The sequence below is a fragment of the Shewanella sp. Iso12 genome (genome assembly GCF_012030025.1).
Classification (GTDB): Bacteria; Pseudomonadota; Gammaproteobacteria; order Enterobacterales; family Shewanellaceae; genus Shewanella; species Shewanella algae.
Genome location: NZ_JAAUHW010000002.1, coordinates 141,737 through 161,214, shown reverse-complemented (window position 1 = coordinate 161,214; position 19,478 = coordinate 141,737). Strand labels below are relative to the sequence as shown.

Here is a 19,478-nt window from a genome sequence, read left to right as displayed (position 1 = left end):
AACAAGCAAAGTCAGCGGATGCTACGCACCGCTGCTTTGAGCGTTAAGTCTACAAAGGAGAGTGTTTTGCCCAAAGAATGGATTGATGTCGCTGATACAGCTGTAAAAATAGGCTTAGGGGCGCTGATAACAGGAGTCTTTACGTACTTAGGTGTTAAGACTTCACATAGATCTGAAAAGCAAAAGTTTATGCTGGAACATAAAACAAAGTTACTTGAACAGATATCTGATGATGTTGAAACGTATTTTCGCTCTTTTGACTCATACATTGCAAAGATAGCAGGTATCACGAAGCATCAAAAAAACAATAATGAAGAAGGGAATGATTTTAGTGTTAAGCAAAAAAAATCTATAAATGAACGAGATCAGGCCTTAGTCGAAGGATGGGCATATCAGAAATCTGCGATATCTAGATTGAGGCTTGTAAAAGCTAATGTTGCCGTAAAAGCTCTTGGTAAATTCAACTCTCTCGAAAAAGAACTCCGTGACAGAATAGTTTTTGACAAGGAAGTACCTACATATGATGAGGTCGTCGACCTTAGAAAACGAGTAGCAGTTCAAAAGAGAGAGGTTCATAAGGCTTTGGCTGACTTTTATGATGGGCTTCAAACAAACAATAAAGACATCCAGTATTAGCTGAGTAAAGACTTTAATCGTCCCTGTTACTGGCATGCGGTGAGAGCACATTATTCTTTCCCTTTGAGGACCGTTCAGCTGTTTAAGTGAGTGCGAAAGTCAAACTTCAGACGCAAAGTTCGATTGAAGAGAAATATCTTGGAGCCTCAGAGATTCAGCTAAACAATTTCTGACAATTAGCGAGTTTATCTAACTAAAAGGTGTCTGGAAAACTAGTGGCGATTCATAACGCTACAGCAGAGTTGCTTAAAACTCACAGCAAGCAACTCTCCTGTTGTAGATTTGGTTTCAACCAAGCTGCGCCCAGGCCTTATTGACCTCTTCGGCGATGATTTCAATGCCGCGATGCATCAACTCGGGTTGTTGTACATAGTTCATCCGAATACACTCACCGGCGTGTGGCCACTCTTCGGCCAGTCCGAAGAAGAAATACTCCCCGGGCACCACCAATACGCCCCTGGCTTTCAGGCGTCGATAAAGCTCCATGGCACTGATGGGCAGGCCCTCAAACCAGAGCCAGAGGAAAATCGCGCCCTCGGGTTTATGAATTCTGAATCTGGGGTCCGGCAGAGCCTGTTGCAACATGGCTACGGTTTGCTGCGCCCGCTGCAGATAGAAAGGCCGCACCACTTCATTGCCGAGCCGCAGCATATCACCACGGGCTATCATCTCTGTCGCCATCGCCGGGCCCATGCTGCCCGGTGCCAGAGAGATAATACCGTTGATATTGGTCAGCGCCTGGGTGATGGCTTCGTTGGCTATCACTATGCCGCAGCGCAGCCCCGGCAGCCCCAACTTGGAGAGACTCATACACAACACAGTGTTGTCGTTCCAGAAAGGAGTCACATCTTCAAACAGAATATTGGGGAAAGGTGAGCCATAGGCGCAGTCGAGGATCAGCGGGATCCCGTGCGCTCTTGCCAGCTTATCCAGCTTATCAACCTCTTCATCGGTCAGCACATTGCCTGTGGGGTTAGTCGGCCGCGAAACACAAATGGCGCCGATATCGGCATCGACTTTAAGCCTTTCAAAGTCGATGTGATATTTGAACAAGCCGCCATCCAGCTTGGTGATTTCCGGCTTGAAGGTACGAAATAGTTCATCTTCCAGACCGGCATCACTGTAGCCGATATACTCCGGAGCCAGCGGCAGTAAAATCTTGCGTTTTTGCCCCTCGGCTGTGGTACCGGCAAACAGGTTAAACAGCGCGAAAAAGGAGCTCTGGCTGCCGTTGGTGAGGCTGATATTGTTTTTGGTTAGCGACCAACCGTAGGTATCGTTCAGCAGCTTGGCCAAGGCATTGAGAAAGGCATCTTTTCCCTGCGGGCCATCATAGTTGGTCATGGCCGCGAGCAACTCGCCCTTGGCCAACATATCGGCACTAAGCTCGGTAAAATAGTCCAGCATGGAGGGGATGGCCGCCGGGTTACCGCCACCCAGCATAATCGCCCCCGGAGTGCGTAGCCCTTCGTTGAGATCATCCATCAACTGGGTGATACCTGTATAACGGTTAAACTTGTCACCAAACTTGGAAAACTGCATTACTTCTATCCGCAGACTCATATCAAGAAACAGAACTTATTTAGTAGCAGGAACCGCGGCAGATTACACCTTAAAAGTTTTTTAGTTGCGTGATACAACTCAATATTTACCAAGCTTAAATGGCTGCAAGCGCCCAAGTAAGAGTTGCATGGTCATTTGAGAGCAGATTTTTGTGCGCCAGCGAACATTTCGCCGACATCGACTTGTTGATCCATTATCAGGGGCACACACTTAAAAACAGGACAAGCAGCCAGAGGAGTAGCGGGTGTCAGCCTCAAAACTGAGTGAACTAAAGCAGCAACAGCAGAGTCTGTTAGAGCAGGAATTGATGCGGGAACAAGCCGGTTCCTTGGGCGTTGCCGGCAAGAAGCTGGAACAGGCACTGCAGGATTACCGGCGCCACCATCACTTGTCACCGAGAAAGAAAGCCGAATACGTTAGCCTAGTGGCCGATGCCGTCTATAACCTGATGTTGACCCGGGAGCTACTCGGCTTTGTTGACGGCAATCTTGAGTGGGTTTGCGGCCAGTATGATATTCCGGATGCCGTGCTACAGCAGTTGGCCTTGAGCTGAAAAGCATCAAGGCTAGGAAAGTGCGAATAAGTCCTCGTGGCACTCTGGCTTACACAGCAATTGGCGTTCAAGGCATCTGACTGAAGGCATGCCGGGGCATGTCGAAGTCAGATAACGCAGAGAGCCGGTTGCTGTGAAAGCCCCGAAGGGCGTGGCTTACAGACCTGCCTGCTGTGTTGTGCTTCTTGCAAAGGACTAGGGCCATTTGCTACGAACCACGCCTTGCATCCAGGCCCATAAGCCGACGCAGAGCACACATGGGACTTGTTCGCACCTTCCCCAACTCACCAAGGCGAGTTGGGCCGCAGCCACAGGTGCACAGTCACTTCATCCCTGTCGTGATAGAGGTGTTTACAGGCCAGCTTAAACTCTGTGATGCCGTTTTCTTTGAGAATGGCCTGCATATTTTCCAATATGGTGCTCACCTCTTTATAACGGCTCTTCATCGGCAGTTTCAGGTTAAAGATAGCCTCTTTAAACCAGCCATTGATGGCCCAGGCTTCCATCAGCTCGGCCACCCTGGCCGGTTTTTCCACCATGTCACACACCAGCCAATAGATGTTCTTGCGCTTGGGCTCGAAACGGAAACCGTCGGCCTGGAAGTGAGTTACCTGGCCGGTTTCCATCAATCCTGCATCCATGGGGCCATTGTCGACGGCCGATACAAACATACCGCGGCGCACCAACTGATAGGTCCAGCCGCCGGGACAGGCGCCGAGATCCACGGCGTTGAGGCCGCTGCGCAAACGCTCTTCCCGCTGCGGCTCGGGAATAAAGTGATTGAAGGCCTCATCCAGTTTCAAAGTCGAGCGGCTGGGCGCATCGGCGGGAAACTTGAGCCTGGGGATCCCCATAAAAAACGGTGACGAGTTATGGCTGTAGGAATAACCGGCAAACGCCTTGCCCGGTGCCACAAAGCACACATGGATTATCGGTCGCTTGGGGTTTTCCTTGGCCAGCAGAGTACCGCTCTGTTTCAGCGACTGACGCAGCGGCACAGTAAACTTGCGGCAGAAGGTCAGCAGCTCTTTGGCTTCGTTGGTATCCGGAGTTTCGACCCTGAGTTCACCGCCCCTGCTGACATCTTCAAGTGCGGCGGTAATTGGCCCTACCCTGTCTTCGGGGGGCAGGTCACTGAGCAGATCGCCGCAGACAAACATCTGCCGGGCAAAGATCAATGAGTCCAGCGCCAGTTCCTGTGCCAGGGTGTCGGCTTCCCCTTCAGCAAAACATTGAAAGATCACATAGGCATCGTTGTTATTGGCCTTGACGAAACCACCGACATTGAGCAGTGCCGCCCGATTTTGGATCTCGGCCGCGCACTCTTTTTCATAGCCGGCACGACAAAACAGAAACAGGTTGTTCATTGGTATTTCCAAACAGTGAATCTTACCGGAAAGCCTCCGGCAACTGGCGAAGGCGCGAGTATACCATAGCATTGTGAATAGGAGTTGCCTGACTCGGTGAGAATGAAAAGCCGAGCATGCCAGGCTTGTAAGAAAGCTCGGGCTAAATTGACCTCGGCCTGCAGCGCGTATCGGCCCATGCACCCTGCCCTTCGGCAATTGGGAATAGAACACCCGCCACTTGGGCGGGTGTTTGCCAGGGCATGCCTGCGGACTATCTACTTAAATAGCTATATTTCTAACTATCTATCTCTCTGGAGGGCTCGCTTTTTAGAGGACAGCTTTAGTGGGCAATTACTTTAGTAAATGATTATTTTAGTAAATAATGGCTTTAGCCAACCAGACTTAAAGCCCGGTTTCATCCATGCGGTGGCGCCATACCGCTGCCGCCAACAATAACCAGCCCACCAGGAAGCAGCTGCCGCCGAGAGGGGTTACCATGCCCAGCCACTTGGTGCCGGTCAGAGCATACAGATACAGCGAGCCGGAGAACATAAAGATCCCGGCGATAAACAGCCCCGCCGCCCAGTCAATCAGACGCGACTTGAACCAGTGACCGGCAAAGGCCAGGGTGATCAAACCAAAGGTGTGATAAAACTGATATTCCACCCCCAGGTTGAATATGGCGATCAACTCGGCAGGTGCAATGGTCTTGAGTCCATGGGCGCCAAAAGCTCCCAGAGCAACGGCAAAGAAACCACTGATGGCCGCCAGTAACAATAACCCCTTACGCATAACTAACTCCCGATAAATAAAAGTGATTCTTTCACGGCATCCTGCAGGTTAGCCTTAAGATCCGTTCCGGACGACTTGCGCGGCACAAAACTATGATCTCCGTCGGTAATAAAGCGTACTTTGGCCTGCTCGGGCAGCGCCCAGGAGGCCAACTGCTCGCGCTTGCCGAAACTGTCGCGCTCGCCCTGCAAAATAAGCAGAGGCGAGGCACACTCCCACAAGGGCTCAAGTCTGGGTTCGGTCTTCTTCGGCGGCAAAAACGGATAACCAAGACAGATAACGCCGCTGGGGGTCATCGCCAGTTTATCATTGGCCGCCAGCATGGCCGCCATCCGCCCGCCCATGGATTTGCCCATCAAAAATAGTCGCTTGGGCGCAAACTCGGCAACCGCTGCCGCCAAGGTCTGCTCGAAGGCCTGCAACAGCACAGGTGCCCGGTCCGGCGGGCGCCGCTTGCCATCCTCGCCGCGCTTGACCATATAAGGAAAGTTAAACCTCAGCACGCTCGGGCCGCTGGCGGACAACAGTGTGGCATAATCCGCCATAAAGTCGCTGTGCATATCGGCACCGGCGCCATGGGCGAACAACACCAGAGTGTCACTGTCCTTACCTTGATCCAGCAGCCAGTTAGTATTCAAGTTCATCATCAGCCCTGTCCGAAGATACAATAGTTTTCATGCTTGGATTCGAATAAACCACAATATTAAATACCGTACTTCCCTGACAAATCAATTTATTAAAAAATAGCGTTAAAAAACGACCAAGCGGTAATTATATATCTCTTACCCATACCGTTTTTACATGTTCTTTCAACAAATCAATCACACTTTTATGAATAAACACCAAGCCAAAGTCCTCTTCCAGTTTAAATATCAACCTTTGTTCCACAGGAATATTTTCCAGTTTAGAAAAATCGAACTCTGTCGAATCAGTATCTAACCAATTCAACTTACCAAATTGCTTTTCTTTATCCGTCAATCTGTACGTCTGCTGGATATAAGGCATTCGATAGTTGTCATATACCTCGAGTTGTTCATCCGAAGGTTGACTTGGCGAATTGTCAACACGAGCATCCAGCCATTCAACACCATGCTGCACCAATGGCTCCAGTTTGGATGCTATATCACCAATAATGAACAGCTTTGGAGAAAAGGTCATTTCCAATAACAGATCCGGTGCTGCAGCACCTACTGGTGCAGGTGTTTGTTGGAATGGGAAAGTATCCATATTTTGTTTAGTGAGTATCGAGTATTCATCTTTCACTTACTATTATCTCCTTGGTGCTTCATCATCGACATCAAACTTAAAAGCGGTCAGTCCGCAAGCTAACCCCTGTAGAGCGATATTATAGAGTTCATCATATACTTCTGAAGAAAAGAAAAAGCTATTGGTACCTTTAACCCTGAAAATGTGTCTGCGGTTCATGGGATAAGACTCGAGTTTTTCTCGATCAAGATACAATTTACTAACTATGATTGAATGAAAAGGCTTCTGCTCTTCCAATGGCACATCGTAGCCGTGCTTTTTGGGATCATAATGCCTGATAACGTTTTTTATAACTGACTTGTCTTCATCCAATACATCCAACTCGTTATTTATCGCGATAATATATCGCTGCTGAGTCGACAGGCCATCCATGCACTGTAATCTATTGGGCAGAAAAGCGACGCCATATGGGTCAAAGCTCATAAAAACGTCTGCTATAGGTTTGGTAACGCTTAAATCCCCTGAGTTTGTGATATCGAAAACAGCTTCTGAATAACTGTCTTCATCCTCCCAAATAATCGCACTCAATGCGCTCACTGGAATGTAGTCCATGTCTTCGTACAGGTGCCCTCTGTTATCAGAGCAACTAAACATGGCATCACTCTCTTCCGTGTTTTCATTTATGTAAGCCAGTTCCATCAAAGTTCCCTATAAACTGCAAGCTTTCACTTCTTTGTAGTGCCTTCCTATATATGCAGAGAAGCGTGTTACCGACTTATCCCGGCAACAATTCACTACGTGACTCCTCGGCAAACATATCCAGCATCCATTCGCGGAACGCGACGATTTTACCTAACTCGGCATGCTTTTGCTGGCACACCAGATAATAGGCATCTTTGCTGACCAGAACCTCCTGGAACGGACAGACCAAACGCCCGGCCTTGATGTCGGGGCGGGCGAGCACGCTGTAGCCCAGAGCAACCCCCTGGCCATGGGCCGCCGCCTGCAGTACCAGAGATGAGTGGCTGAATATCGGCCCCTGGTTCACATTGACATCCGTTACGCCGCATTGGCGGAACCAGGCCTGCCAATCATGACGGCTCATATCGTGCAGCAGGGTATGATATTTAAGATCGGCAGGCTTTTCCAATGGCTTGGGGCCGTTGAGCAGCATTGGCGAGCACACGGGGATCAACACTTCGTTGCGCAGTTTGTCGGCCCTGAGCCCGGGCCAGTTACCCTGACCATAGTAAATTGCCACATCCACATCGTCGGACAGGGCGCTGAACTCGGCATCCACCGCCTTGATCCGCACATCGATATCGGGATTCTTCTCACTGAATTTTGCCAGACGCGGCACCAGCCACTGAATGGCAAAGCTGGGCGACATGCTGACAGTCAAGGAACCCACGGCGCTGCGGGCCAACAGCCTGTCGGTGGCATCCGACAGTTGGGTAAAAATATCCTTGATATCGAGGAAGTAGCTTTGCCCCTCTTCGGTCAGTAGCAGCGAGCGGTTCTTTCGGCGAAATAATTTTAATCCCAGAAAGTCTTCCAGCGCCTTGATCTGATGACTCACTGCGGCCTGGGTAACGAACAGTTCTTCGGCGGCGCGGGTAAAGCTCAAATGCCTTGCTGCTGCCTCGAACGCCTTGACCGCATTCAGCGGAGGGAGTCGTTTTGACATAGTGATCCACTTCTCATTTTTTAATTAGTTTTTCTAATCCAGATTGTTACATTTTATCGTTTGTTAAAGCCAGCGCTTTTGGTTAAATTTTGCGCCGAAAAGTTGAATATTCAGACAATCTCTGAGCAGTCGAAGGGAAGGTCTGACACTGGCACTCAGTGCCCGTTCTCACCCGGAGGCATCCCATGTTGAACTTTAAATCCGCTTTTGTGCTCCTGCTGTTTGGCATGAGCACCAGCGCCGTGGCTGCGGAAAGTCTTTCTGCACCGGCGCAAGCTCGTCCTCTGCCAAGAGTCGCTGTCGAAGCCCCTGCGGTGCAGATAGACTTTAAACTGCTTGAGCAGGAGCTGAGCCGTAACATTGCCGCCAACAGCGAAGAGCTCAGAACCCATGCGCTGGACGAGCCGACACTGCTGTTGGCCGAAGACGCGGCAGCCAGTCCATCAAAGGTTCAGCTTAACTGAGCCCCATTGGATTTCGCTGAGCGTCAGCAGCAAAAAAGCCGCTTCGAGAGAGGCGGCTTTTTGTTTATCAGGGGCGGTAAACCTTGACGTTACCGTGCCCTTGCTCCTGAAGGTAGAGCGCCTGCAGTTTACTCATAACGCCGCGGTCGCAATAGAGCAGATAGGTCTTGCTGCGATCGAGCTCGGCAAAGGCGCTGGCCAGCTTGAAGAAAGGAATATGAACTATCTCGACACCTTCCAGTTGCAGCGGCTTGCTCTCTTCCTCTTCCGGCGCCCTGATATCCAGCACCACTTCACCCTGACCGACACTGGCGACGGTTTCGGTTTCCGTTACTTTGGTATCCATGTCGGTTGCTATCTCCCGAATATCCATGACCACGGCATCGGCGATAATCCGGTCCAGCAGATCTTCGGAAAACTTGGTTTCCTCGGCTTCAACCTTGGACAACACCGCCTTGACCGTGGGTTTTTGTGAAATCACGCCGCAGTATTCAGGCATGGACTTGGCAAAGTCTTCCGTGCCTATCTTGCGGCTCTCATTGATGATGTCCTGCTTGTCCATGGTGATCAAAGGTCTGAGGATCAGGGTATCGACACAGCGGTCAATCACATTGAGGTTGGTCAAGGTTTGGCTGGATACCTGTCCCAGGCTCTCACCTGTGACCAGTGCTTGAACCCCCATACGCTCCGCCACCCTGGCGGCGGCGCGCATCATCATCCGCTTGAGTATGACGCCCATCAGGCCATTGTCTATACGCTCGAGGATTTCGGCCACTACGGGCTCAAAGGGAACGGTCACAAACTTGACTTTATGCGACTCGCCATAGGTCTTCCACAAATGGTGCGCCACCTGCTTGACCCCGATTTCGTGCTGGGCACCGCCCAGGTTGAAGAAGCAGTAGTGGGTACGGGAACCCTTTTTGATAAATTGGAAACTGGACACCCCTGAATCAAAACCGCCGGAGATCAAGGACAGCACATCTTCCTGGGTCGCGATCGGAAATCCACCAAGTCCGGGGATCTTCTTCTCCACCAGGTAGAGTTTGTCGTTGTTGATCTCCAGATGAATGGTCATATCCGGGTCTTTGAGGCGCACACCGGCCGCTTCGGTAAACTGGTTCAGGCCACCACCTACGTAACGCTCCACATCCTGCGAACTGAAGTCGTGCTTGCCGCTGCGCTTGGCGCGGACACAGAAGGTCTTACCCGCCAGCTCGTCGGCATACACCTTGAGCGCATGCTGGTAGATATCATCAACGGTTTCAAAGCTGTATTCATTGACCTGGCTGATGGTAGAAATCCCGGGAATACAAGCCAGACGCTCGGCAAAAACTTGTTTTAGCTGGGGTTTGTCTTTGGGAACCTGCACCATAATCCGATCCCACTGGCGGGTAACGGCAGCGTCTTCATCCACTTTTTTGAGTACATTGCGGATATTGGACTCGAGCATCTTGGTAAAACGCATTCTTACCGGTTTGCTCTTCATCATGATTTCTGGATACAGCTTTACGATAAACTTCATGGGGATCCCGAGGAAAAAAATTTCAAACAGCAATCGTGGGATTATAACAAAGACCCGCTAGCTGGCACAGAGATTTGCCACTCCAAAGCCGTGCCCGGATTGCAGAAGCATAAAAAAAGCAGCCGTTTTCAGGCTGCTCTGATTCTGATGATACTGCGCCATCAAAGATTGGGATCGACTTCAATCTCATCAGACTCTTTGGCCTTGCCCTGCTCAATAGAGATTTCCACCCTGCGGTTACGGGCGCGATTCTCCGGCGAGTCGTTGGCCACCAAAGGCGCAGTGGAAGCCATGCCCACCACTTTCATTCTGCTGGCATCAAAGCCGGGCACCTTGACCAATTCGTGGGCCACTGCCACCGCCCGCTGGCTGGACAGGTCCCAGTTGGAGCTGTACAGCTCATTGCTTATCTGCATGTCATCCGTGTGGCCGGAGACTGTGATTATCCCGGGTACATCTTTGAGTAGCTCGCCAACCGCCTGCACCACAGGTTTGAACCTGGGTTGCAGGAACCCCGAACCTGAGGCAAAGGCGCCCTTCTCCCGAATACGGATGATAATCTGCTGCCCCAGAGACTCGATTTCAATAGCGCCGTCCACTATCTCTTTGTTGAGCGCCTCGGCCATCTTCTTGACCTGCTCGTTAATCTGATCCTGAGCCGCCTGCTGTTCCTGGGTCTTCTTGTCTTCGGCCTGCTCCTGCGCCGTGGCCGAAGCCTCGCCGCCACGCTGCTCGCCCCTTTGCTGCTGCACGCCACCGGCACTGTCGTCATCCCCTTCCTGATACTCGAGGATCTGCTGGGTCATCTCGTTGGTTTGCTGGTTGATTATTTCAATCGGGGTGGGATCCGGGCGTCCGGGGCGGAACTCCAGCGCAATCACTGAGGTGCCTTTGGGAATATCTTTCACTTCAACCTTGTTCTGCACCCCGAAGGCGTATTTCATCGAGCCGGCTATCTGTTTGAACTTCATGACATCCATTTCGGAGAAGGCCAGCAGCAACACGAAGAAACACATCAGCAGCGACATCAGGTCGGCAAAGGTTGCCAGCCACATGGGTGCGCCGGGTGGCGGACAATCACACTTGGGCTTGGCCATAGTGTTACTCTCCGTCCGTTGTATCTATTTTGCGCTGTTTCTCAGACAGGTAATTTTTGAGGAAGCCCTCAATCACTCTGGGGTTCTGGCCATCCTGAATAGCCAGTACAGCGTCCATAATCAGATTGCGGTTGAGCATCTCTTCGTTCATCCGCAGCGCCAGCTTATCGGCAATCGGAATCGCCACCATGTTGGCAATAACCGCACCGTACAAGGTGGTCAGCAAGGCCACCGCCATTGCCGGGCCGATGGATTTAGGGTCATCCATGTTGGACAACATGGCCACCAGACCAATCAGGGTACCTATCATGCCCATAGCCGGCGCCACATCACCCAGCGCCTTGAAGATACTGATCCCCGCCTTGTGGCGCTCTTCGGTCAGCTGAATATCCTTCTCCAGTGCTTCACGCACCACATCGCCGTCGTGGCCGTCCACCAGCATGTCGACCGCTTTTTGCATAAAACTGTTGGAAATTTGCGCCTCTTCCAGCGCCAGGAAGCCCCCTTTGCGGGCGGCGTCGGCCATGGTGACCGACTGTTCAATCAACTCTTCGGGTTTGTCCAGTTTGAACATAAACGCCTTGGCGGCAATCTTGACCGCCCCCAAAAACTGCTTGAGGTTGAATTTCATCATCACCACAAACAGCGAACCTACCATCACAATCAATACCGAAGGCACATCAATAAAGATTGCAATGCCGCCACTGCTGACCATTGCCATGATAATAAAAGCAAAAGCACCTACCAGTCCTATCAGGGTTGCTAAATCCACAGTGGCTCCTCACCTCTAAAGCAGACCCGACACAGTGTGGCCGGGATCTCTATCCCATACAAGCCGATCCGCCTCAAAGGGTGATATAGGATCTTGGCTATTCGCAGGAGATGAATATGATAATTTTCAACAGTTTCTATTTTGAGTTATCGGACAGGGCTTAGGCAAGTTTAGGAAGATTTTAATTTTCTCCAAAAAAAATCAGCGACAAAGCGTGCTGTTGAGCAAATAACGGGCGCTTCAATTTGACCCTTATCGCGCCCTGATATACCTTGTGTCACGCTGAACATAACGCCAAGACACCTGCAGCCAATCCCCTCCCCTTATACCTTTGCACCGTGACAATCAGGTCGCAGGAATGGGCCGGCAACCAAGGTGCACCAAGGAAACCGATGTGGCCAAAAAACCCGAAAATCTGAGCTTTGAAGAATCTCTCAACGAACTGGAACGCATAGTCGCCGAGCTGGAACGCGGTGAAGTATCGCTGGACGATGCTCTCAAACAGTTCGAGCGTGGCATAGGTCTGGTGCGCAGCAGCCAGGCTAAACTGGAACAGGCGCAACAGAAAGTTGCCATACTGCTGGCCCAGGATCCCCAGGCGCCATTGAGCCCATTTGATGTCGAGGGTGAGTGAGTGTTAACCCAAGCTATTAACCAATACCAGCAGAGAGTCAATCAAAGGATTGGCACCATTCTGGACACCCTGGATGATACCGAGCCCAAACTCAAGGCTGCCATGCGACATGGTGCCCTGCTGGGCGGTAAACGTATTCGGCCGTTTCTGGTTTACTCTGTGGGCGAGATGCTCGGCGTTCCCCTTGAGCGCCTCGATGATTGCGCCGCCGCCATAGAATGTATTCACGCTTACTCGCTGATCCATGACGATCTGCCGGCCATGGACGACGATGCCCTGCGCCGCGGTCAGCCGACAGTGCATATCGCCTTTGACGAAGCCACCGCCATTCTGGCCGGTGATGCCTTGCAGACCTTGGCCTTTGAACTTATCAGCAGCGATATCGAGGGTCTCAGCGACCGCCAACACCTGCGCCTGGTGCAGTCGCTGGCCAAAGCCTCCGGCTACCGCGGTATGTGCGGCGGCCAGGCCCAGGATCTCAATGCCACAGACAAAGAGATCTCCCTTGCGCAGCTCACCGCCCTGCACAGATTGAAGACAGGTGCCCTTATCCGCTGCGCCGTCGAGTTTGCGGTCATTGCCGCCGATGTCGATGATAATGAAAGGCAGGCACTGCTGGAATACGCCGATGCCATAGGTCTGGCATTCCAGGTACAGGATGACATTCTCGATATCACCGGCAGTACAGAAGAGCTGGGTAAGCCCCAGGGGTCGGATCTCGACGCCAACAAGAGTACCTATCCTAAACTGTTGGGACTGGAGGGCGCCAAGGCCACAGCCCAAAAACTGCTGGAAGATGCACTATCAGCGCTGGCCAAATTGCCATACAATAGCCAGTTAATTGCCGAATTCGCCCGCTATATCGTTGAGCGAAGAGTATAAAAAGAGACAAAGTATCTCGTTATGAGTCTGGATATCACTCAGTTTCCTGTGCTGGCACAGGCCAATACCCCGGAAGAGCTGCGTCAGCTTCCACAAAGCCTGCTTCCTCAGCTGGCCGACGAGCTCAGGGAGTTTTTATTAAAATCTGTGGGCATGTCGAGCGGTCACTTTGCTTCAGGGTTAGGCACTGTAGAGCTGACCGTGGCGCTGCATTATGTCTACAACACCCCGTTTGACCGCCTGGTCTGGGATGTGGGTCATCAGGCCTACCCGCATAAGATTCTTACCGGTCGTCGCGATCGCATGCCTACCATACGCCAAAAAGGCGGCCTGCACCCTTTCCCCTGGCGGGAAGAGAGTGAGTACGACACCTTCAGTGTTGGTCACTCAGGCACCTCGATTTCGGCCGCACTGGCAATGGCTGTCGCCGCCGATAAAGAGCAAGCCGGCCGTAAAGTGGTGGCCGTCATAGGCGATGGCGCCATGACAGGCGGCATGGTGTTTGAAGCCATGAACCACGCCGGCGATCTGCACAAAGACATGCTGATGGTGCTCAACGACAACGAGATGTCTATCTCGGAAAACGTTGGCGCCCTCAACAACCATCTGGCACAGCTGATGTCCGGCCGCTTCTACACTACAATACGTGAAGGCGGCAAGAAGGTACTCAAGGGCATGCCCGTCATCAAAGAGATGGCGCGCCGCACCGAGGAACACCTGAAAGGCATGGTGGTTCCGGGAACCCTGTTTGAAGAGCTGGGATTCAACTACATAGGCCCTATCGATGGCCACGATGTGGATGCCCTGGTGGAAACCCTGCGCAACATGCGCAGCCTCAAGGGGCCGCAGGTGCTGCATATCATGACCAAGAAAGGCAAAGGTTATGAGCCGGCAGAGAAAGATCCCATCGGCTGGCATGCGGTGCCCAAGTTTGACCCTTCACTGTTTTGCAAGCCGGCCACCAAGCCGGGCAAACCCAGTTTTTCCCAGGTGTTCGGCAAATGGCTGTGCGACATAGCCGCCAAGGATGACAAGGTACTGGGGATCACCCCGGCCATGCGTGAAGGCTCCGGCATGGTGGAGTTCTCCCAGAAATTCCCCGAGCAATACTTCGATGCCGCCATCGCCGAGCAACATGCTGTGACTCTGGGCGCGGGCTTTGCCTGTGAAGGCTATAAGCCGGTAGTGGCCATTTACTCCACCTTCCTGCAGCGCGGCTATGATCAGTTGATCCACGATGTGGCACTGCAGCGCCTGCCGGTGCTGTTTGCCATTGACCGTGGCGGCATTGTGGGCGCCGATGGCCCTACCCATCAGGGTGCCTTCGATCTCAGCTACCTGCGCTGCGTACCCAACATGGTGATAATGGCGCCATCCGATGAAAACGAGTGTCGGCAGATGCTTTACACCGGCTACTGCTACGACCAGGGCCCAAGCGCAGTGCGCTACCCTCGCGGCAGTGCAACCGGCGCCGAGCAGGTTGAAGAGATGACGGCCATGGCGATAGGCAAAGGCCTTGTCAGACGTCAGGGCAAACAGATTGCCATTCTCAACTTCGGCACTACCCTGGCTGCCAGCCTGGAAGCCGCCGAAAGCCTGGATGCCACAGTCGCCGATATGCGCTTTGTCAAACCCTTGGATGAAGATTTGATCAAGGAACTGGCCGCCAATCACGACTTGCTGGTAACTGTGGAAGAAAACGCCATCATGGGCGGCGCCGGCAGTGGCGTGCTCGAGTATCTGGCCAGCCAGGGGATCTGCAAGCCTGTGTTGCAAATTGGCCTGCCGGATGAATTTATCAAGCACGGCTCACCGGAAGAGATACTGACTGAGCTCAAGCTGGATGCCAGTGGTATTCTCGAGCAGATCCAAAACCGGCTCGCATAAGATAAGCATCCGCTATCATTAAAAAAAACCGCCTCAGGGCGGTTTTTTGCTTCTCCGACCACAGCAAAGCCAGCTAGAGTTAAACTGAACTAGCCAAGCTAGTGGCGACAATACTATATCTTGGCATTCTCTTATGGTTCTGGGCTTTAGCAAAGGAGGCGCTGTGCCGGAAAGCAGGGCTTTGGTGTTGGGGGGCGGTGGTGCCAGAGCGGCCTATCAGGTTGGGGTGCTCAAGGCACTGGTGCAGTTTTATCCCCGCAATCACGCCATTCCATTCAAGATTGTTTGCGGCACTTCGGCCGGAGCCATCAATGGCACCGCCATCGCCACCCATGCATCCTGTTTTCATCTTGGGCTGAGAAAGCTGGAATGGATCTGGCGTAATATCCATACTGAGAGAGTCTACCGTGCCTCCAATACCGGCGTACTGGCACACCTGGCCAAGATGGCCCTTCGTGGTATGCAGGGAGATCTTGTCAATACCGACGCCGGCAGTTTGCTGGACAATGAACCCTTGCGGCAATTGCTCAATGAGCTGATTAACTTCGAGCGAATCGATCGCAACATCCGCGGCGGCTCCCTGATGGCACTGAGCATTGACACCTCCTGCTACAACAGCTCCCGCTCCGTGACCTTCTTTCAGGCCCATAAGGAGCTGGAGAACTGGCAAAGGGCCAGACGCAGCGGCGAGCGCACCCGGCTGCACACAGAGCACCTGATGGCCAGCTCCGCCATTCCTTTGGTGTTCCCCTCAATTAAGCTGTCCCAGTCTTACTATGGCGATGGCTCGGTGCATCAATTGGCGCCGCTGTCCAGCCCGATACATCTGGGCGCCAAGCGGATCATGGTGATCAACCTGGACAGCCCACACAAGAACACGCCCCTTGAACTGGATTATCATCCCAAGACGGCCACCATTGCCGGTCATCTGCTGGATACCATATTTTCCGATACCCTGAATTCAGATCTGGAGCGGCTCAGGCGCATCAACAGCACTCTGGCGCTGGTGCCGGAACAGAGTCGCCAACAGTTGGATTTGAGGCCGATTGATACCTTAGTGATTAAACCCAGTGAAGATCTCAGTGAGCTGGCCAAGCGTTACTATCAGGAGATGCCCTTCGCCATTCGTCGGCTGCTGGCTTTGATTGGCATAGACAGCCAGTCGGACACCAGTATTGTGTCTTATCTGCTGTTTGAGAACGCCTACACAGGCGCCCTGATAGATTTGGGTTATCAGGATGCCATGTGCCAGATTGATGAATTGAAAGCCTTTTTCGATATCAGTTGAGCATGAGTCAGGCGAAAAAGATGAGTAGGGCCACCACCAGCAACACTGATACCAGAGTCACGGCAAAGGTTGGTGTGGAGTCTTGCTCCCGCTCATTGGCAGTCGCGGCTATGTTCTCAGCCTGTAAACCATGGGAATCGCTCTCTTGGTTGTCGACTGTGGTTTGCACTATGTGGTGGCGCTGAAACGGAATAAAGGGCTGGTTTGGGTCGCCGACATAGAGACGCACTTCCCCCGCTTCACTTCGGCTCACCAGCGGCGGCAGTATAGTCAGCGCATCCAACTGATAATCCAGGGTCAAATCTTTCAGTTGGACAAGCGTATAACCCAGCGCCTTGGCCTGATCCTGCAAGGCGGCCGACATCTCGTAGCTGGCCAGCTCGGCGTCGAGAATGATCAGCTTACCGGGTTTGCCATCGGACTGTTGCCACAGACAGTCGGCCAGCCAGATCCCCTTGAGTGAGGCGTAACGGGCAAACAGTGCTTCCACCAGCTCCCAAGCGTCGGCCTCTCCGGTGAGCCAAGGGCTGATTTCCACATTGTTGACCCGCAGCACGCAGTCTTCACCATTGAGGCGCGCCGCCATATAGCTCAGGTAGGCTTGCTGATCTTCCACCGGCAGCACGAGTTTGCCCGCCAGCTCCAGCAACAGCACCTCATTGAAATGAGCGGTCAGAATAAGCCGTTGCCAATGCATGGGTTTGAGATAGTAATCCGCCGGTTGTTTAAGATTCTCTGCAAGCACCCGGCTCGCCTCCTGTTCATCCATCATGGGAAGGTAGGCATAACAATGACTGGCCTCTTCATTGCCATCGATATTCACCGGCAGGATCAGCGGCACATCGCCATCACGGCAAAACAGCAGCTGCTGGGTAGAAGTCAAAATCTCAAACAGTTCCTCGAACGAGATATCGAGGCCATCATTACTGTCATGGGTCACGGTTGCCAACTCCTTGTAGGTCACTCGGGTTTACGCTTATTCAGGAAAAGTCGCTGCAACATGCAGCCAAGCAGTCCTTCCCGGCATTCAGCTCCACAAAGGTCGCAGAGTACCCCATTTAACGTGCAAATAAAACCAACGCCAGCGGCCGGGCAATCAGCCTTGAAGCAAAATAACTTCGGCTTTCTCCACCCTTCTGGGCTTGCCGCGAATAAGCAAGGTATCACCGGCGCGAAACTGCCAATCTTCATCCGGCGGCTCGTACTCCCTGCCGCCGCGGCGCACAGCTCTCAGTTCCACCCTGAGCTGTTGCCAGGGGATCTCGGCACTGAATTTTCCCACGGCGCTGGCGCCTCTTGGCAAAGCCACTGCATGCAGTAATTCGAGAGAGAAGTCGGCTTCCTCACCGGAAAAGAAACCGTGCAGATACTGATAATGATTGCGCCGCTCCGACTCCAGCCGTTTGAGGATCCGCGACAAAGGGACCCCTGATTGATACAACACCTGAGATACCAGCATCAAGCTGCCTTCCAGAGTTTCCGGAATGACCTGACTGGCACCGGCCTGCTCCAGTTGTTCAAGCTCGCTGTCATCCCGGGTTCGCACCATGATCCGCGCTTCGGGCGCCAGTTGCCGACACAGCACCAAGGCCTCTTCCAACTGCGGCTGCTCGCAAAAGGTCAGCACTATACTCTTGGCGTGGCGCACATTGGCTTGTTTGAGCAAACTGCGCTTACAAACATCGCCGAAATACACAGGCTCTCCGGCCCGGCGCGCCTCGGCAACCCGGGAGGGATCCCGGTCGAGGGCAATAAAAGGGATAGCTTCGGCCTTGAGAAACCGCCCTATGGTCTGCCCAACCCGGCCATAACCCAGCAGCAGAACCAGATCTTGCTGGGGATCCAAAGGCGGCAGGTTTTCTGCCGGTTCCGGCCTGGGTTTAAGGCCCTGCAGCAGCCTGGCTATGTCTATGCTATGACGCACCAATGCCGGCGCCAGTGCCATCGACAGTACGGCAACCATCACCAAAGTGTTACTGACACTGGGGGCCAACAAGTGATAACTCACTGCCAGGGCCAGCACCACGAATGAAAACTCCCCCACCTGTGCCAGGCTGAGGCCGGTGGACATGGCCACCCTGAAAGGCTCTTTAGCCAGCCTCAGCAGGGCAAAGACTATCGCCGTCTTGCCGACTATCACCGCCAACAGCAACAGTAAAATTTGCCACCAATAGGCCAGCACCAGACTGAAGTCGAGCAACATACCTATGGAGATAAAGAACAGTCCCATCAAGAGATCCCGGAACGGGCGAATATCCGCCTCCAACTGGCGCCGGTATTGGCTCTCCCCCAGAAGCATCCCGGCCATAAAGGCCCCCAATGCCATGGACAACCCCAGCCACTGGGTAAAGGCGCCGGTCAAGAGCGCCACCACCAGAGTCGATAACACAAACAGCTCGTTGGAGCGGGAGCGGGCAACTTCATCAAACAATTTGGGCAGAGCCCACTTACCAAAAGCCATCAGCACAATAAAGGCCAGGATCCCCTTTCCCAGAGCGGCCCCAAGCTGCAGGGCAGTCAAAGGCTCGCTGCCATCGGCAAGCAAAGGCAGCAGAATAAGCAAGGGCACCACGGCCAGATCCTGGAACAGCAACACACTGACCGACAGTTCGCCATGGCGGCGCTTGAGCCAGCCCTTGTCGTTGAGCAGTTTCAGCACTATGGCGGTGGAAGACAAGGCTGTCACTGAACCTATCACCAGCGCCTGAGTCACGTCGCTGATAAAGAGTAATCCGGCCCCCATGGCCAGCAAGGTGGTCAATACCACCTGAGCACTGCCGAGGCCAAATACAGTGCGGCGCATGGCCCAGAGCCTGGGTACAGAAAACTCCAGTCCCAGGGTAAACATGAGTAGCACCACCCCAAGTTCGGCCACCGACTGCATCTGGTGCTGCGAAAACCAATTGAATCCGGAAGGACCACTGATAACCCCCGTCAGCAGGTAGGCCAGAATAGCGGGCAAGCCTATACGCCTGAGCAAGGCTATCGCCGCTATGGCAATAACCAGCATCAAGAGGATCTGGATAAAGAATCCATGTTCCATGCGCACTCCCCTGCTCTCTAAGGTTCAATTCATTATTTTGTCGGCGTCAAATACTTGTCACATGAACATTGTCTGTAACACTCCCAAGCTTAACTCAATGAGA

The 19,478-nt window shown here is 52.8% G+C and carries 19 protein-coding genes; 7 read left to right on the top strand and 12 right to left on the bottom strand.

The window, feature by feature from the left end; all coding sequences use genetic code 11:
* Positions 1-66: 66 nt before the first annotated feature.
* Positions 67-636 (top strand): hypothetical protein, encoded by a 570-nt coding sequence (locus HCX89_RS04675; RefSeq protein WP_167715240.1) that lies wholly within the window; start codon positions 67-69, stop codon positions 634-636.
* Between the two features lie 288 nt (positions 637-924).
* On the opposite strand, the gene HCX89_RS04670 is transcribed toward HCX89_RS04675, so the two are convergent.
* Positions 925-2,178: a valine--pyruvate transaminase gene (locus HCX89_RS04670; protein WP_167715238.1), complete on the bottom strand. Its 1,254-nt coding sequence runs from the start codon at positions 2,176-2,178 to the stop codon at positions 925-927.
* Between the two features lie 265 nt (positions 2,179-2,443).
* Between HCX89_RS04670 and HCX89_RS04665 the strand changes: the two genes are divergently transcribed.
* The gene (locus HCX89_RS04665) at positions 2,444-2,752 is read left to right on the top strand and encodes a hypothetical protein (protein WP_025012006.1); all 309 of its coding nucleotides are present in this window, start codon (positions 2,444-2,446) and stop codon (positions 2,750-2,752) included.
* A 284-nt stretch (positions 2,753-3,036) separates the two neighbouring features.
* Here the strand turns inward: HCX89_RS04665 and rlmM are convergent, their stop codons facing one another.
* From rlmM to HCX89_RS04635, 6 genes are all read right to left on the bottom strand, one after another.
* Positions 3,037-4,119: a 23S rRNA (cytidine(2498)-2'-O)-methyltransferase RlmM gene (rlmM, locus tag HCX89_RS04660; protein ID WP_062793958.1), complete on the bottom strand. Its 1,083-nt coding sequence runs from the start codon at positions 4,117-4,119 to the stop codon at positions 3,037-3,039.
* 384 nt (positions 4,120-4,503) lie between these two features.
* Complete coding sequence (locus HCX89_RS04655; protein ID WP_025887273.1) at positions 4,504-4,893, bottom strand: DUF423 domain-containing protein; 390 nt, start codon at positions 4,891-4,893, stop codon at positions 4,504-4,506.
* Between the two features lie 2 nt (positions 4,894-4,895).
* Positions 4,896-5,540 (bottom strand): alpha/beta fold hydrolase, encoded by a 645-nt coding sequence (locus HCX89_RS04650; RefSeq protein WP_107110926.1) that lies wholly within the window; start codon positions 5,538-5,540, stop codon positions 4,896-4,898.
* A gap of 124 nt (positions 5,541-5,664) precedes the next feature.
* Entirely contained in the window at positions 5,665-6,156 is a 492-nt protein-coding gene (locus HCX89_RS04645) for a hypothetical protein (RefSeq protein WP_025887271.1), read from the bottom strand.
* Positions 6,157-6,162: 6 nt separating this feature from the next.
* Positions 6,163-6,798, bottom strand: a complete 636-nt coding sequence (locus HCX89_RS04640; protein ID WP_144221399.1) for a DUF1629 domain-containing protein — start codon at positions 6,796-6,798, stop codon at positions 6,163-6,165.
* A 76-nt stretch (positions 6,799-6,874) separates the two neighbouring features.
* Positions 6,875-7,786: a transcriptional regulator GcvA gene (locus HCX89_RS04635; RefSeq protein ID WP_025012011.1), complete on the bottom strand. Its 912-nt coding sequence runs from the start codon at positions 7,784-7,786 to the stop codon at positions 6,875-6,877.
* 185 nt (positions 7,787-7,971) lie between these two features.
* Between HCX89_RS04635 and HCX89_RS04630 the strand changes: the two genes are divergently transcribed.
* Entirely contained in the window at positions 7,972-8,250 is a 279-nt protein-coding gene (locus HCX89_RS04630) for a hypothetical protein (RefSeq protein WP_025012012.1), read from the top strand.
* A 67-nt stretch (positions 8,251-8,317) separates the two neighbouring features.
* Here HCX89_RS04630 and thiI read toward each other — a convergent pair whose 3' ends face one another.
* From thiI to pomA, 3 genes are all read right to left on the bottom strand, one after another.
* The gene (thiI, locus tag HCX89_RS04625; protein WP_028781018.1) at positions 8,318-9,772 is read right to left on the bottom strand and encodes a tRNA uracil 4-sulfurtransferase ThiI; all 1,455 of its coding nucleotides are present in this window, start codon (positions 9,770-9,772) and stop codon (positions 8,318-8,320) included.
* 161 nt (positions 9,773-9,933) lie between these two features.
* Entirely contained in the window at positions 9,934-10,869 is a 936-nt protein-coding gene (locus HCX89_RS04620) for a flagellar motor protein MotB (protein WP_044734884.1), read from the bottom strand.
* A 4-nt stretch (positions 10,870-10,873) separates the two neighbouring features.
* A complete protein-coding gene (gene pomA / locus HCX89_RS04615) occupies positions 10,874-11,641 on the bottom strand; it encodes a flagellar motor protein PomA (RefSeq protein ID WP_025012015.1) in 768 nt (255 codons plus the stop codon).
* 394 nt (positions 11,642-12,035) lie between these two features.
* On the opposite strand from pomA, the gene xseB reads away from it, so the two are divergent.
* From xseB to HCX89_RS04595, 4 genes are all read left to right on the top strand, one after another.
* Positions 12,036-12,275 (top strand): exodeoxyribonuclease VII small subunit, encoded by a 240-nt coding sequence (gene xseB / locus HCX89_RS04610; RefSeq protein WP_025012016.1) that lies wholly within the window; start codon positions 12,036-12,038, stop codon positions 12,273-12,275.
* Complete coding sequence (ispA, locus tag HCX89_RS04605) at positions 12,276-13,157, top strand: (2E,6E)-farnesyl diphosphate synthase (RefSeq protein ID WP_025012017.1); 882 nt, start codon at positions 12,276-12,278, stop codon at positions 13,155-13,157.
* Between the two features lie 21 nt (positions 13,158-13,178).
* Positions 13,179-15,044 carry a 1-deoxy-D-xylulose-5-phosphate synthase gene (gene dxs / locus HCX89_RS04600; RefSeq protein WP_123116688.1) on the top strand — a complete coding sequence of 622 codons (1,866 nt, stop codon included), beginning with the start codon at positions 13,179-13,181 and terminating at the stop codon, positions 15,042-15,044.
* Between the two features lie 163 nt (positions 15,045-15,207).
* Positions 15,208-16,332 carry a patatin-like phospholipase family protein gene (locus HCX89_RS04595; protein ID WP_025887263.1) on the top strand — a complete coding sequence of 375 codons (1,125 nt, stop codon included), beginning with the start codon at positions 15,208-15,210 and terminating at the stop codon, positions 16,330-16,332.
* A gap of 7 nt (positions 16,333-16,339) precedes the next feature.
* Here HCX89_RS04595 and HCX89_RS04590 read toward each other — a convergent pair whose 3' ends face one another.
* Together HCX89_RS04590 and HCX89_RS04585 are read right to left on the bottom strand one after the other, a co-directional pair.
* Positions 16,340-17,272, bottom strand: coding sequence for a hypothetical protein (locus tag HCX89_RS04590; protein ID WP_167715236.1), 933 nt, complete (start codon positions 17,270-17,272; stop codon positions 16,340-16,342).
* Between the two features lie 156 nt (positions 17,273-17,428).
* Entirely contained in the window at positions 17,429-19,375 is a 1,947-nt protein-coding gene (locus tag HCX89_RS04585; RefSeq protein ID WP_144221401.1) for a monovalent cation:proton antiporter-2 (CPA2) family protein, read from the bottom strand.
* Positions 19,376-19,478 lie beyond the last annotated feature (103 nt).